A 14,583-nucleotide genomic window follows, 5' to 3' on the forward strand; every position below is an offset into this window, starting at 1 on the left:
TTCGCCTGATCACCGGCATGCTCTTCCCATCCGGCTAAGTAACGAATATTTTACAGACCTACTCTTTACCGGCATATGCAACGTACATTTCACTTCGATTGGTGACGTACCGTCGCCGCCCCCCGATCGCGCAGAGAGGCTTCACCGTGGCCCGTCTCCCCTTCGGCCGACCCCGGACCCGCCGCCGGGCCGTCGCCGCCATCGCACTGGCCGGCGCCCTGACCGCCGCCACCGCCTGTTCCTCGTCCACCACCCCCTCCGAGGGCGCCGCACCCGAGGGCGGCGGCGAGGAGATCCAGATCGGCCTGCTCGCCCCGCTCACCGGCGGGTCCGCCGCGGACGGCAAGGGCATGCAGCAGGGCGCCGAGCTGGCGATCAAGCAGCTCAACGAGCGCGGCGGCGTGGCCGGCCACACGTTCAAGCTCAAGACGGTCGACGTGCAGGGCCAGTCGAACGACGCGGTCACCAAGGGCGTGCAGACCCTGACCGACGACGACTCGGTCAAGGCGGTCGTCACCGGCTACGCCTCGACCTCCAACTTCGAGATCGACGAGTTCGCGGCGGCCGAGAAGCTCTACCTGATCGGCGGCAACACCGCGCAGACCCAGGCCATCATCGAAAAGGACCCGGCCAAGTACCCGACCGTCTGGTCCATCACCCCCAACTACGACGCCTACGGCACCGAGCCGGTCGCGCTCGCCGAGAAGTGGGCGGAAGAGGGCCTGTGGAAGCCGCGCAACAAGTCGGTCTTCGTGGTCCGCTCCGACAACCCCTACAGCGAGGGCATCGCCGACGGCCTGGTCAAGACCTTCACCTCCAAGGGCTGGACCATCGCCGGGGAGGAGAAGGTGCCCTTCGGCGCGGTCAACGACTGGGGCACCATCATCGGCAAGATCCGTGACGCCGACCCCGACTTCATCGTCAACACCGACTACCAGGTCTCCAACGAGGCCAGCTTCATGCAGCAGTTCCTGCAGAACCCCACCCAGTCTCTGGTGTTCATGCAGTACGGGCCGAACCAGCCGCAGTTCTTCGAGCTGACCAAGGACAAGGCCGAGGGCGTGCTGTTCAACAACCTCGCCGGGCTGGTGCCCGCCGCGAATTACGCGCCCGCCAGCCGGCTCACCGCCGACTGGAAGGCCGCGTACGGGACCGACAACGTCGACCCGCAGGGCGTCATGACCTACGTCGAGATCATGATCTACGCGGAGGCGCTCAAGCAGGTCGGCGACCCCGACGACGTGCTCGGGATCAGCTCGGCCATCAGCAAGATCGACACCGAGCAGGCGTCCGGCCGGATCGTCTTCGACCAGGCCACCCACCTCGCCAAGCAGGGCGACGACTACGTGCCGCTGCAGTCGTTCCAGTTCCAGGACCAGAAGCGGGTGCTGATCGCCCCCGAGAAGTACAAGTCGGGCACCTTCCGGCTGCCGCCGTGGATGGCCAAGGGCTGACCCGCGATGACGAACCCCCTCACCCTGCCGCCGGGCAAGCGCATGGCCGTGGCGCTGACGTTCGACTTCGACGCCCACTCGCCGTGGATGGGGACGCTCGGGCGGACCTCGCCTTCGTACCTGTCGCGCGGCGACTTCGGCGCCGAGCAGGGCGTGCCCCGGCTGCTCGAACTGCTGGGCCGCCACGACGTGCCCGCCACCTGGGCGACGCCCGGCCATGACCTGGTGACGTTCCCGCACCGCATCGAGCAGATCCTCCAGGCGGGGCACGAGATCGCCGCGCACGGCTGCTACCACGAGGTGGTGCCGAGCCTCGGCGCCGACGAGGAACGCCGGCTCATGGAGGTGGCGCTGCGCCAGCACGAGCAGGTGGTCGGCCGGCGTCCGCGCGGCTACCGCTCCCCCGCGTGGGACTTCTCCGAGACCACGCTGGACCTGCTGGAGGAGTTCGGCTTCGACTGGGACAGCTCGCTGATGGGCCGCGAGTTCGAGCTTTACCGGCCGCGCCGGGTCACCGTGAACTACGAGTCGGCCAACGAGTTCGGGCCGGAGAGCCCGATCATCGAGATCCCCGTCTCGTGGTACCTCGACGACTGGCCCGCGGTCGAGTACGTGGCGGGCGTGTCCGCGCTCGGCTCGCACCGGGCGATGGAAGACCGCTGGAACGTCATCTTCGACTACGCCTACGAGCGGGTGCCCGGCGCGGTGTACGTGCTCACCATGCATCCGCAGACCATCGGCCGCGCCCACCACCTGCTCGTGCTGGAAGGGCTGCTGGAGCGGATGGCGGACAAGGGCGACGTCTGGTTCGCGACCCTGAGCGAGATCGCCGATGCCTGGCAGGGCTGACGCCGGACTCGTCACCGCGCCTGACCCGCGGGCGGCCGAGGCCGGCGCGGCGATGCTGCGCGCCGGCGGCAGCGCCGTGGACGCCGCGGTGGCCACGGCCTTCGCCACCGGCGTGGTCGAGCCGTTCATGAGCGGGATCGGCGGCGGCGCGTGGCTCGTGATCCGCGAGCCGGGCGCGCCCACCGCCACCACCGTGTCGGGTCCGATCCGCGCGCCCGCGCTGGCCACGCCCGACATGTTCCCGCTGGTCCCGTCGGGGCCCGGGACCGGCCTGTACGGCTGGCCCGCCGTCCGGGACGACGCCAACATCGTCGGCCCGCTGTCGGTGGGCGTGCCCGGCGCGGTCGCCGCGCTCTGCCACGCCCACGCCCGCTTCGGGCGGCTGCCGCTCGCCCAGGTGCTGGCCCCCGCGATCGAGCTGGCCGAGGACGGCCACGAGACGAACTGGTTCGCCTCGGCGGCGATCTGCTCCGACGCCCGCACGCTGCGCCGGTTCCCCTCCAGCGCCGAGCTGTTCCTGCCGGACGGCCTGCCGCTGCGCGGCCCGTCACTGGGGCCGGGCGACCGGCTCGTCCAGCCGAGGCTGGCCCGGGTGCTGCGCGAGATCGCCGCCGGAGGCCCGGACGCCTTCTACCGGGGACGGGCCGCCCGGTCCATCGCCGCGACGCTCGCCGCCGCGGGCGGCCTCCTGCGCGAGCCCGACTTCGCCGGCTACCAGGCGGAAGAACGCCAGGTGGCCCCGATCGACATCGGCACGGTCGTGGCCGGCGGGATCGGGGCGGGTGCGACCGGAGCCGGCGGGATCGGGGCCGGTGCGACCGGAGCCGGCGGGATCGGGGCCGGTGCGACCGGAGCCGGCGGGATCGGGGCCGGTGCGACCGGAGCCGGCGGGGTCGGGGCCGGTGGGCTGCGTCTCTTCGGGCCGGTGGCGACCGGGATGATCACTGTTGCGGAGGCGCTGCAGCTCGCCGACGCCGCGCGCCGTCGCGGTCTCCCTCCGGGGCCGGCGTTGTGGGCGCGCGTGCTGTCGCACGCCATGGACGACCGCCTCCGCGAGGTCACCACGGACGAGTCCGGGCCGTGGACCAGGCTGGCCACCGCCGAGTACGCCGCCGAGATCGTGGACGGCTGGCTCGCCGGCCGCGATCCCGGCCCCCGCGAGAACGCCGGCCCGCCCAAGGCGGGCTGCACCTCCCACATGTCGGCCGTGGACGCCGACGGCATGACGGTGGCGCTCACCCAGACGGTGCTGGACCTGTTCGGCTCGCGGATCGTCGAGCCCGCGACCGGCATCCTGCTCAACGACGGGATGATGTACTTCGACCCCCGCCCGGGCCAGGTGACCAGCGTCGCTCCCGGCGCGGCCGGGCTCAGCGCGGTCAGCCCGCTGATCCTGGAGGGTCCCGGCGGCGCCGAGGCCACGCTGGGCGCGTCGGGCGGGCGGCGCATCATCTCGGCGATCGCCCAGATCGCCGCCCGCTGGCACGACGGCGAAGGCGTCCAGGACGCGATCTCCGCGCCGCGCCTGCACGCGGAGGGCCGCCGGGTCTGGCTGGACCGGCGCGAAGAGGCCGCCGCAGCCGAGCTGGCCGCCGCCGGGTTCGACGTCCAGATCGTCACCGAGGAGCCCACCACCTGGCACTTCGCCCGCCCGAACGGCATCGCCCGCCGGGCCGGCGGCCCGTGGACGGCGGGCGTGGACCTCATGAAGCCGTACGGCGTGGGCGTGCCCACCCCATGATCATCAGCGATTTCGAGAAAGGCAACGCGATGGCGACCACTTTGGCAGAGCGGCGCGCCCTGGTCACCGGCGCCGCGAGCGGCATCGGCGCGGCCATCGCCCGCAGGCTGCTCCAGGAGGGGGCGCGGGTGATGATCGCCGACGTCGACGCCGCTCGCGGCGCCCGTACGGCCCGCGACCTGTCCGCCGCCTTCCAGGAGGCGGACGTGTCGGACGAAGGCTCCGTGACGGCGCTGTTCGACCGGGTGACGGACGAGTTCGGCGGCCTGGACGTGCTGGTGAACAACGCCGGCGTGGCCGAGAGCGGCGGCGGCGTCATCGGCGTGCCCGTCGCCGAGTGGCGGCGGGTGCTGGACGTCAACGTCACCGGCACGTTCCTGTGCTCCCGGGCGGCGTTCCCGCTGCTGGCCGCGGCCGGTGGCGGCGCGATCGTCAACCTGTCGTCCATCTTCGGCGTCACGGGGCTGCCCGCCTTCCCCGCCTACTCGGCGGCGAAGGGCGCGATCGCCAACCTGACCAGGCAGCTCGCCGTCGAGGGCGGCCCGCTCGGCATCCGGGTGAACGCCGTGCTGCCCGGCTACGTCGACAACGACATGGGCCGCTCGCGCGACCTGCTCGACGCCGACGACGCGGCCGAGGCGCTGCGGCAGCGCGAGGCGGCGGCGGCCAGGCAGCCGATCGGGCGGCAGTGCTCGCCGGACGAGATCGCGACCGCGGTCGCCTTCCTGATCGACCCGCGCTCCTCGTTCGTCACCGGGACGCTGCTGCCGGTGGACGGCGGCTTCCTGGCGCAGGGCGACTGGCGCGGGCCCGGGGGGCCGGCATGACGGCCGACGCTCCCGTGCTGCTCGCCGCGAGGGAGGTGAGCAAGTCGTTCGGCAGCCTCAAGGCGGTGGACCGGGTCTCCCTGGAGGTGCGCCGGGGCGAGGTGTTCGGCCTGGCGGGCCCGAACGGCGCCGGCAAGAGCACGCTGTTCAACCTGCTGACCGGCATCCCCATCCGGCCCGACTCGGGCGAGGTCGTCTTCGACGGGCGGGAGATCCAGAACCGTTCGCCCCGCCTGATCGCCAAGGCCGGGCTGAAGCGCACCTTCCAGACCGAGGCCGTCTTCGACTCGCTGAGCGTGATGGAGAACCTGCGGGTCAGCTCCGCGTACGGAGGGGCCGGCCGCGCCGTACGCCCCGACGCGGCCCGCTGCCGCGAGGTCCTCGACGTCGTGGAGCTCGGCGGCGACCCGGAACGCCCCGCGGACGGCCTGTCGCTCATCGACCGCAAGCGGCTGATGATCGCCTGCGCGCTGGTGAGCCGTCCGTCGCTGCTGCTGCTCGACGAGCCCGCCGCCGGTCTCGACCCGGCCGACCAGGACGCCCTGATCCGGCTCCTCGGCCGCATCGCGGGCTCCGGAGTGACCATGGTGATCATCGAGCACGTGCTGTCGGTGCTGGAGGCCCTGGCCGGCCGCATGGCGGTGCTGGACAGCGGCCGGATCATCGCCACCGGCGTCCCGGCCGAGGTCCTGTCGGACCCCAAGGTCGTGGAAGCCTACCTGGGACCGGGAGCCGCCCGATGAGCGACCTGCTGACCGTCGAGAACCTGACCGCCGGCTACGGCCAGGCCGGAGTGCTGCGCGGCATCTCGCTGCGCGTCGGCGAGAACGAGGCCGTCGGCCTGCTCGGCCCCAACGGCCACGGCAAGACGACGCTGCTGCGCTGCGTGTCCAACCTGCACCGGCCCACGTCCGGCACCATCACCTTCGCGGGCCGCCCCACCGCCGGACGCTCGCCGCGCGACCTGGTGAGGAGCGGGCTGATCCACGTGCCGCAGGGCTCGCGGCTGTTCCCGCAGCTCACCGTCGAGGAGGCGCTGCGGCTGTCGGCCGCCTCCAGCGGGCATGCCGGCTCCTGGCGGGACGGCATCGACCGGGTCTACTCGGTCTTCCCCCGGCTCAAGGAGCGCCGCCGCCAGCTCACCGGCACGCTGAGCGGCGGGGAGCGCCAGATGGCCAGCCTCGGCATGGGCCTCATGGCCCAGCCCACGCTGCTCATCCTCGACGAGCCCACCCTGGGCCTGTCGCCGAAGGTCAAGCACGAGCTGAGCGAGTGCATCGTCCGCGTCCGCGCCGAGGTGTCGTCGATCATCCTGGTCGACGGCGACATGGAGCTGGTGCTCGATCTGACCGACCGCTACCACGTCGTCCTGCACGGCGACGTCGTGGACAGCGGCGCGTCGGACGACGAGCGCAGCCGCGACGAGATGATGTCGCTCTTTCTGGGAGGAGCCGCGGATGAGCGGCATTAGCGTCATCGCCACCAGCACGCTCGTGCTGGGCGGCCTCTACCTGCTCATGGCGGCGGGCCTGACCCTGATCTGGTCCACGCTGCGGGTCTTCAACTTCGGGCACGGCGCGCTGCTGATGTTCGGCGCCTACCTGACCTGGACGCTGCTCAACACGACCGGGCTGCCCCTGGTCGTCTCGCTCGCCGGGGCCGTCGTGGCGATGGCGGCGCTGGGGGCGGTGTACGAGTTCCTGCTGGTCAGCCCGTTCATCAAGCGCCCCAACGGGGACATGCTGGTGATGGTGGCCACGCTCGCGGCGACGATGCTGCTGCAGTCCGGCGCCCAGCTCATCTGGGGGCCGGAGCTCAAGCAGCTCCCGCCGTTCGGCGGGGCGCGGGTGGACGTGGCCGGCTCCGTCGTCCAGGGCACCCAGCTCGTCACGATCGTGCTGGCCCCGCTCCTGGTCGGCCTGCTCGCGCTGGTGCTGAGGCGCAGCAGCATCGGGCTGACCGTGCGCGCGCTCGAACAGAACCGCGAGCACGCCCAGTTGCTGGGCATCGCGCCGCGCCGGGTCTACCTGTTCGTGGTCATGGTCGCGGTCGGGCTGGCCACCGTGGCCGGGGCGCTGCTCGGCAGCATGCAGTTCATGTCCCCGGCCATGGGCAGCGACCCGCTGCTGCGCGCGTTCGTGGTCCTCGCCTTCGGCGGCGCGGGCAGCCTCGCCGGGACCATCGCCGGCGCGTACGCCATCGGCCTGCTGGAGGCGGTCACCACGTACTACTTCGGCCTGTCCTGGAGCCCCGTGCTGGTGTTCCTCGCGATGATCGTGATCATGCTGGTCAAGCCGGAAGGGCTGCTGCACACGCGGGTGAGGAGCGCGTGATGGCGAAGCTCGGGACGCGGGCCGGCTGGCCCGCCTACGCGATCGTGCTGGCGATCCTGCCGCTGGTCATCACCGATCCGCACGGCAGGCTGCTGCTGATCCTCATCACCATGTACGGCGTGCTCGCGCTGAGCTGGAACCTCACGCTCGGCTTCGCGGGCATCTTCAACTTCGCGCAGATCGGCTTCTTCGGCATCGGCGCCTACACGACCGGCATCCTCGTCACCCGCACCGGCGTCGAGCCCTGGTTGGCCCTGCCCGTCTCCGGGGTGTCGGCGGCGCTCGCGTCGCTGGTGGCGTTCCTGCCGGTGCTGCGGCTGCGCGGCATCTACGTCGGCCTGGCCACGTACGTGTTCTCGCAGCTGTGCATCTACCTGGTGCTCGGGCAGGCGGGCCTGACCGGCGGCTCCAACGGCATCGTCGGCATCCCCCGGCTGTCCCTGGGCGAGCTGAACCTGCGCGCCGACGGGCGGATCGGCTACTACTTCCTCGGCGCGGCGCTGCTGTTCGCGGTCACCCTGCTGGTGCGGGTCCTGACCAGGTCCACGCTCGGCAGGTCGCTGCTCGCGATCAGGGACAACGAGGCGCTGGCCACCAGCCGGGGCATCTCCCGCGTCCGGCAGCACCTGATCGTGTTCATGGTCGGCGCGGCCGTCGCGGGCGTGGCGGGCAGCTTCAACGCCTTCCTCAACGGCGTGGTCAGCACCGACATCTTCGGCTTCGGCTACCTCACCCTGCTGCTCAGCATGATCTTCCTGGGCGGCAGCGGCAGCGTCTACGGGCCGATCGCGGGGGCCGTGGTCGTCACGGTCGTCTCGGACGCGCTCCAGGACGCCGGGCCGTGGCGGGACGTCGTGATCGCCGCGCTCATCCTCGTCGTGCTGTGGACCGCGCCCAAGGGCCTGGCGGGCATCGCCCGCTCCGCCGTCACCGCGCTGCGCGAACGGCGCGGCCGTGCCGACCGCTCTCCGTCCGCATCCGATCCCATCACCCACGCGAAGGAGCTTTCATGACGAACACCGGCGACCCGCGGGACGCGGTCATCGACGAGGTGGACCGGCTCGCCGAGCGCATGGTGTCCAGCCTGTCCGACGCCATCGCGGTGCCCAGTGTCAACCCGCGCTACCCCGGCCAGGAGTACGACAAGATCGTCGGCGCGGAGAGCGACGTCAGCGCGCTGCTGGCCGACCTCTACGCCGAGGCGGGCGCGGACGTCACCAAGGTCACCGCCGAGCCCCGCCGCGACAACGTGGTCGGCGTCGTCGCGGGCGCGGGCGGCGGGCGGTCGCTGCTGCTCAACGGGCACGTGGACGTGGTGCCGGAGGGCCGGCTCGACCGGTGGCGCGGCAACCCGTTCCAGGCCGTCGTCACCGACGACAAGGTGGTCGGGCGCGGCGCGACCGACATGAAGGGCGGCCTGATCGCCGCCGCCTACGCCGCCGTGGCGCTGCGCCGGGCCGGGGTGCGCCTCGCGGGCGACCTGGTCCTGCAGGGCGTCGTCGGCGAGGAGGTCGGCGACCACGAGGCCGGCACGACGGCCGTGCTGGAGGCCGGGTTCACCGCCGACGCGGCCATCGTCTGCGAGCCGTCCGGGCAGGCGGGCACCCTGCCGGCGCAGGTCCCGGTCACCCCCGGCCTGCTGTGGTTCAGCGTCTCGCTGGAGGGCAAGACCGCCCATTCCGGGCTGCGCGGCATGACCGTGCACCCCACGCTCGAAGGCGACGCGCTCGGCGTGAACACCGTCGACAAGTTCTGGGTCGTCTACCAGGCGCTGCGCGCCCTGGAGGACGAGTGGGCCAGGCACAACCGGCACCCGCTCTTCCCGCCCGGCTACTTCAACCTGCTCCCCGGCGTGCTGCGGGCGAACCCGTCCGGGATTCTCGTGCCGTTCTTCCTGGCCGACGAGCTGACCGTCGAGTACTGCGTCTACCACCACCCCGACCGGTCCAACGAGGAGGTCATCGCCGAGATCGAGGGGCGCGTCCTCGCGGCCTGCGCCGCCGACCCGTGGCTGCGCGAGCACCCGCCGGTCTTCGAGTGGAAGCTGCTGTGGCCGCCGTACTCGCTGCCCGACGACGCCCCGCTCAACGCGGTGGTGGCGGGCGCGCACGCCGCCGCGGCCGGCGGCGTGGCGCCGCAGCGGGCCGGGTTCATGGGCGTGTGCGACCTGACGTGGATGGACCGCAAGGGCCTCGGCGGCCTGGTCTACGGCCCCGGCGTCGGTTTCACGGCGCACGCCGAGAACGAGTACGTCGAGATCGCCCAGCTCGTCCAGTCGGCCAAGACGTACGCGCTCACCGCGATCGACTGGTGCGGGCTCACGGACGGTGCGTGAACCGCGTACGCTTTTGCGGCGCGCCGCCCATCGGCGGGCGGCGCGCCGTCTCTTCCCCCAGGAGGCAGGGTGACATCCGGCGTGCCCGAGTCCCGCACCGTCGCGGCGCAGCTCCGCGAGGTGCTGCCCCAGCTTCCGAAGGCCGAGCAGCGGGTGGCCCGCGCCCTCCTCGCCGGCTACCCCACGGCGGGCCTCGAACCGCTCGCGATCGTCGCCGGGCTCGCCCAGACCAGCGCCGCGACCGTGCTGCGGCTGGCCTACCGGCTCGGCTTCGAGGGCTATCCCGAGCTGCAGCAGGCGATCAAGCGCGAGACCCAGCAGCGCTACACCTCGCCGCTGGCGCAGTACGGCACCCCGCAGGAGGACTCCGACGGCGTGCTGGGCCGGTCCGGCCGGGTCCTGCTCGAAGCGACCGCCGCGACCTTCGAGCAACTGCCGGAGGGCGAGCTGCTCAAGGCCGCCGGGCTGCTGGCCGACCCCGCCCGGCGCGTGTGGGCGCTCGGCGGGCGGTTCAGCACGATCCTCGCCCAATACCTGATCGCCCATCTCCAGCAGCTGCGGCCGGGCACGGCCCACCTGGCGGGCTCGACCGCCGACCACGCGGCCCATCTGCTCGACATGGGCCGTAAGGACGTGCTCGTCCTGTTCGACTACCGCCGCTACCAGCAGGAGAGCATCGCCTTCGCCAACGCGGCGGCGGCCCGCAACGTCAAGATCGTGCTGCTGACGGATCCGTGGCTGTCCCCGGCCGCCGCGGTGGCCGACGTGGTGCTGCCCGCCCAGGTGCGCTCGCCGTCGCCGTTCGACTCGCTCACCCCGGCCGTGGCGCTGCTGGAGACGCTGATCGCGGCGGTGGTGGAGGAGCTGGGCGAGGTCGGGCGGGCCCGCGTCGCCGAGTACGACCAGCTGGCCGACGGCGTCCTCCGCGAGGACGACCGCCGGGCCCCGTCCGCCGAGCGCTCCCGCAGGTCACAGAGAGCACGCTGACCAGGTCACGGGCAGGCGGCCTCCGTCAGGAGCGCCACCGTGACCGCGCCAGGGTCGAGGACGCCGCGTGCCACCTCGCCCACATAGCTGGCCCGGCCACGCCTGGCCAGCAGGTCGGCGGTGGCGTCGGCGCCGGAGCGGGCGGCGGCGGCCGCTGCCGTCAGCGCCTCGCGCAGGTCGCCGGGCGCTCCCACGGACGCCGCGGTGAGCGCTTCGGCGGCCGGGACCATGGCGTCCACCATGGTCTTGTCGCCCGGCTTCGCCCCGCCGAGCCGCTGCACGGTCGCGGTCGCGTCGGCGAAGCCGCGGGCCAGCTCGGCCACGCCGACGGTCTCGGCGCGGGTCGCCTTGGCCAGGTGCCTGAACCACATCCCGAACAGCGGGCCGGACGTCCCGCCGGTGTTGAGGAACGCGGTGGAGACCACGTCGAACACGTCGCCGGGGGTGGCGGTGTCGGCGGTCGCGAGCGCCGTACGGGCGCGGCCCAGCGCGGAGCGCAGGTTCGCGCCGAAGTCGCCGTCGCCCGAGCGGCGGTCGAGGTCGGTGAGCGCCTGCTGCTCGCGGTCGAAGGCGGCGAAGAACCGCTCCATCCACCGCCGCGCGTCGGATGCGTTCATGCTCATGCCTTTCACCAGGTCAGGGCCGGGGTGCGGACGGGCGCGTCCCAGAGGGCGACGCGGGTGTCGTCGGCGCGCACCAGGGTGATGGACAGGCCGGCCATGTCGAGCGAGGTGACGTAGGGGCCGACCAGGCTTCTGGCCACCTCGATGCCGCGGCCGGCCAGTTGCCGGTGCACGGCCCGGTGGACCAGGGACAGTTCGAGTCCGTGGGTGGCGCCGAGCGAGTTCACGACGACGAGCACGCCGTCGCCGCGGCCCAGCCCGAGCGCGGCGACCAGCCGGTCGAGCAGGTCGGCGGTCAGCTCGTCGGCGCCCGCGAACGCCCGCCTGCCGATGCCGCGCTCGCCGTGGATGCCGACGCCCAGCTCGACCTCGTCGTCGGCCAGCTCCCACGCGGGCAGGCGCTCGCCGGGATGCGCGCCCGCCGCGAGGGCGACGCCCATGCTGCGCGCGTCGCGGACCAGCTCGCGGCCGAAGCCGGCGACGCGGGTCAGGTCGGCTCCCTGCTCGGCGAGGGCGCCGCACAGCTTCTCCACCACGACGACGGCGGCGGTGCCGCGCCGCCCCGGGCCCTCGCCGTCGGCACGCTCGGAGGCGAGGTCGTCGTCCACGAGGACCCGCTCGACGGAGACGCCCTCGTCGGCCGCGATCTCGGCGGCGATGGTGAAGTTGAGCACGTCGCCGGTGTAGTTCTTGACGATCTGGAGCACGCCCCGGCCGTTGTCGACGGCGGTGGTCGCCGCCGCGACCTGCAGCGCCGTGGGGCTGGCGAAGACCGCGCCGGGCACGGCGGCGTCGAGCATGCCGGTGCCGACGAAGCCGGTGTGGAGCGGTTCGTGCCCGGATCCGCCTCCGGACACCAGGGCGACCTTGCCGGTGGCGGGCGTGGCCCGGACCACGTAGGCGGGGTCGGGGTTCAGCCGCAGGAGCGCGGGGTGGGCCAGGACCAGCCCTTCCAGCGCCTCCGGGACGACCTGATCGGGTTCGTTGACAAACTGTCGTCGGCTCATGCAGCCCAACTTCCGTGTAACGAGCTCTTGACGTGCCGGAAAACTAACCCATACATTCCTCCATGTCCAGACTGTACGTCTTGTACGTACCAGGGCACTGACCTCGGATTACGGAGTCACCATGAACCTACCCCCCGACGGCAAGGCCATCGACCGCGTCTCGGTCGAGCCTTACTACCTCCAGCTGGCCGACCGGATCCGCAAGCAGATCTCGGACGGCCACCTCGCGATGGGCGACCGCCTGCCGAGCGAGGGCGAGCTGGCCACCACCTGGAACCTGTCGCGAGCCACCGTTCGCGAGGCGCTCCGGCTGCTGGAGGAGCAGGGCTGGGTCATCCGCATCCCCCGCCGCGGGGCGTTCGCCTCGATGCCGCCCCAGCGCGGCTGGCTGCTGCAGGGGCGTGAGGGCTTCTTCGAGGACGAGGTCGAGGGGCGTCAGCGCCAGGTCACCACCCAGGTGCTGCGCGCCGAGCAGGCCCCGCTGCCGCAGTCGGCCCTGGAGGCGCTGCACCTGCCGCCCGGCAGCCACGGCTACGTCCTCGAACGGGTGCGCGAGCTCGACGGCAAGGTCGCCCTGTTCTCCATCAACTATCTGCCACCGCAGATCGGGACGCTGGTGTCGCGCGGCGAGGTCCCGACCGGCACCGGCTCGCTCAACGGCATCCTGCGCAGGGCCGGCTACGCCGTCGCGAGCGCCTCGCGCACGGTCGAGGCGGTCGCCGCGGAGGGCGAGATCGCCCGCCTGCTCCACGTGCCCGAGGGCACTCCGCTACTGAAGATCAAGTCGACGTCCTGGGACGCGAACCTGGTGGCCTTCGACCACTACGAGGTCTGGGTACGCAGCGACGTCGTGCACGTCGAGATCCAGGTGGGCGCCCCCACCCCGTCGTCCACCTCGGCCCGCCACCCCGAGATCGGCCGGATCGCCAGCCCCTGAACCCGCTTGCCCGGTCCGCCGCGCCGACGGCGGGCCGGTCCCCCCACCCCCTCCTGGAGGATCTCTTGCGACTCCGTACCCGACCACTCAGCGCGGCCGTGCTGGCCGTCGCCACCCTCGCCACCGTCTCCGCCTGCTCCGACCCCACCGCCGAGCAGACCTCGGCCTCGGGCGAGACCACGATCACCGTGGCGCTCGCCGCGAACCCCCAGATGAAGACCGCGGAGAGCCTCATCGCGGACTTCGAGCAGAAGAACCCCGGCCTCAAGGTCAAGTTCACCACCCTGCCGGAGAACGACCTGCGCCCCGCCGTGACCAAGGACGTCGCCACCAAGGCCGGCCAGTACGACGTCACGATGATCGGCAGCTACGAGGTGCCGATCTGGGCGAAGAACGGTTGGATCGTTCCACTCGACGACTACGTCGCCAAGGACACCGCCTGGGACTCCGGCGACGTGCTCCAGCCCATCAAGGACATCGTCTCCGCGGACGGCAAGCTCTACGGCGCCCCCTTCTACGGCTCCAGCTCCTTCCTCTTCTACCGCAAGGACCTCGCCGAGAAGGCGGGCGTCAAGATCCCGGAGAAGCCGACCTGGAAGCAGGTCGCCGACGCCGCGGCCAAGATGGACGACAAGAAAGGCGGCGTCTCGGGCATCTGCCTGCGCGGCCTGCCCGGCTGGGGACAGAACCTGGCCTCGCTGACCACCGTCATCAACACCTTCGGCGGCCGCTGGTTCGACGAGCAGTGGCAGCCCCAGCTCACCTCGCCCGAGACCACGAAGGCCGTGCAGTTCTACGTCGATCTGCTGCGCGAGCACGGCCAGCCGGACGCCGCCAAGGACGGCTGGGAGGGCTGCCTGCAGCAGATCACCCAGGGCAAGACCGCCATGTGGTACGACGACACCGTCTTCGCCGGCTCGGCCCTGCAGCAGGCCACCCCCGAGATCAAGGACAACCTGGCCTTCGCCCTGGCCCCGGTCGAGCAGACCGACGCCTCCGGCTGGCTGTGGTCCTGGGCCCTCGGCATCACCGAGTCCAGCAAGAACAAGGACGCCGCCTGGAAGTTCATCTCGTGGGCGACCAGCAAGGAGTACATCAAGCTGGCCGGCGCCAAGGCCGGCTGGGACTCGATCCCGCCCGGCTCGCGCACCTCGACCTACGACCTGCCTGAGTACCAGGAAGCGGCCAGGTCCTACGCCGACCTGACCCTCAAGTCGATCAACGCGGCCGATCCGAAGCAGCCGACCGTGCGGCCGGTGCCCTACACGGGCGTCCAGTACGTCCAGATCCCCGAGTTCACCGACATCGGCGACTACGTCTCCCAGCAGGTCGCGGGCGCCATCAGCGGCACCCAGACCGTGGCCGACGCGCTGAGGAAGTCCCAGGAGTACGCGGCGGAGGCCGTCAAGAAGGCCGGCTACCTCAAGTAGCCGCCGGGGGTGGCGTCGCGAAGGCCACCCCGCGACGCCACCCGACAACCCAGAAGGAGG

Annotated in this window: 14 protein-coding genes; 12 read left to right on the forward strand and 2 right to left on the reverse strand. The window is 72.3% G+C overall.

The features are described 5' to 3' along the window. The first annotated feature begins 146 nt into the window (after positions 1-146). The 10 genes from ACBR40_RS10020 (at position 147) to ACBR40_RS10065 (ending at position 10,526) form a co-directional block, all read left to right on the forward strand. Complete coding sequence (locus ACBR40_RS10020; RefSeq protein ID WP_371248455.1) at positions 147-1,454, forward strand: ABC transporter substrate-binding protein; 1,308 nt, start codon at positions 147-149, stop codon at positions 1,452-1,454. A 6-nt stretch (positions 1,455-1,460) separates the two neighbouring features. Next, positions 1,461-2,303 carry a polysaccharide deacetylase gene (locus ACBR40_RS10025; protein ID WP_344206908.1) on the forward strand — a complete coding sequence of 281 codons (843 nt, stop codon included), beginning with the start codon at positions 1,461-1,463 and terminating at the stop codon, positions 2,301-2,303. Further along, entirely contained in the window at positions 2,287-4,044 is a 1,758-nt protein-coding gene (locus ACBR40_RS10030) for a gamma-glutamyltransferase (protein WP_371248456.1), read from the forward strand. The genes ACBR40_RS10025 and ACBR40_RS10030 overlap by 17 nt, the downstream gene beginning before the upstream one ends. Beyond that, entirely contained in the window at positions 4,041-4,871 is an 831-nt protein-coding gene (locus ACBR40_RS10035) for an SDR family NAD(P)-dependent oxidoreductase (RefSeq protein ID WP_371248457.1), read from the forward strand. Before ACBR40_RS10030 ends, ACBR40_RS10035 begins: the two co-directional genes overlap by 4 nt. Then, positions 4,868-5,614, forward strand: coding sequence for an ABC transporter ATP-binding protein (locus ACBR40_RS10040; RefSeq protein ID WP_371248458.1), 747 nt, complete (start codon positions 4,868-4,870; stop codon positions 5,612-5,614). Before ACBR40_RS10035 ends, ACBR40_RS10040 begins: the two co-directional genes overlap by 4 nt. Beyond that, the gene (locus ACBR40_RS10045) at positions 5,611-6,342 is read left to right on the forward strand and encodes an ABC transporter ATP-binding protein (RefSeq protein ID WP_364459952.1); all 732 of its coding nucleotides are present in this window, start codon (positions 5,611-5,613) and stop codon (positions 6,340-6,342) included. Before ACBR40_RS10040 ends, ACBR40_RS10045 begins: the two co-directional genes overlap by 4 nt. Next, positions 6,329-7,204 (forward strand): branched-chain amino acid ABC transporter permease, encoded by an 876-nt coding sequence (locus tag ACBR40_RS10050; protein ID WP_329591560.1) that lies wholly within the window; start codon positions 6,329-6,331, stop codon positions 7,202-7,204. The genes ACBR40_RS10045 and ACBR40_RS10050 overlap by 14 nt, the downstream gene beginning before the upstream one ends. After that, complete coding sequence (locus ACBR40_RS10055; protein ID WP_344206903.1) at positions 7,204-8,217, forward strand: branched-chain amino acid ABC transporter permease; 1,014 nt, start codon at positions 7,204-7,206, stop codon at positions 8,215-8,217. The genes ACBR40_RS10050 and ACBR40_RS10055 overlap by 1 nt, the downstream gene beginning before the upstream one ends. Then, positions 8,214-9,539: an ArgE/DapE family deacylase gene (locus ACBR40_RS10060; protein WP_371248459.1), complete on the forward strand. Its 1,326-nt coding sequence runs from the start codon at positions 8,214-8,216 to the stop codon at positions 9,537-9,539. Before ACBR40_RS10055 ends, ACBR40_RS10060 begins: the two co-directional genes overlap by 4 nt. 69 nt (positions 9,540-9,608) lie before the next feature. Next, the gene (locus ACBR40_RS10065) at positions 9,609-10,526 is read left to right on the forward strand and encodes a MurR/RpiR family transcriptional regulator (protein ID WP_344206901.1); all 918 of its coding nucleotides are present in this window, start codon (positions 9,609-9,611) and stop codon (positions 10,524-10,526) included. A gap of 5 nt (positions 10,527-10,531) precedes the next feature. Here the strand turns inward: ACBR40_RS10065 and dhaL are convergent, their stop codons facing one another. Together dhaL and ACBR40_RS10075 are read right to left on the reverse strand one after the other, a co-directional pair. Next, positions 10,532-11,149 carry a dihydroxyacetone kinase subunit DhaL gene (gene dhaL / locus ACBR40_RS10070; protein WP_344206900.1) on the reverse strand — a complete coding sequence of 206 codons (618 nt, stop codon included), beginning with the start codon at positions 11,147-11,149 and terminating at the stop codon, positions 10,532-10,534. Between the two features lie 5 nt (positions 11,150-11,154). After that, entirely contained in the window at positions 11,155-12,156 is a 1,002-nt protein-coding gene (locus ACBR40_RS10075) for a dihydroxyacetone kinase subunit DhaK (RefSeq protein WP_371248460.1), read from the reverse strand. 121 nt (positions 12,157-12,277) lie between these two features. Between ACBR40_RS10075 and ACBR40_RS10080 the strand changes: the two genes are divergently transcribed. Next, positions 12,278-13,093: a GntR family transcriptional regulator gene (locus ACBR40_RS10080; RefSeq protein ID WP_329591547.1), complete on the forward strand. Its 816-nt coding sequence runs from the start codon at positions 12,278-12,280 to the stop codon at positions 13,091-13,093. A 65-nt stretch (positions 13,094-13,158) separates the two neighbouring features. After that, complete coding sequence (locus ACBR40_RS10085; protein ID WP_371248461.1) at positions 13,159-14,523, forward strand: sugar ABC transporter substrate-binding protein; 1,365 nt, start codon at positions 13,159-13,161, stop codon at positions 14,521-14,523. The last annotated feature ends 60 nt before the right edge of the window (positions 14,524-14,583 follow it).

It is taken from the genome of Nonomuraea sp. AD125B, from assembly GCF_041402765.1.
Taxonomy (GTDB): domain Bacteria; phylum Actinomycetota; class Actinomycetes; order Streptosporangiales; family Streptosporangiaceae; genus Nonomuraea; species Nonomuraea bangladeshensis.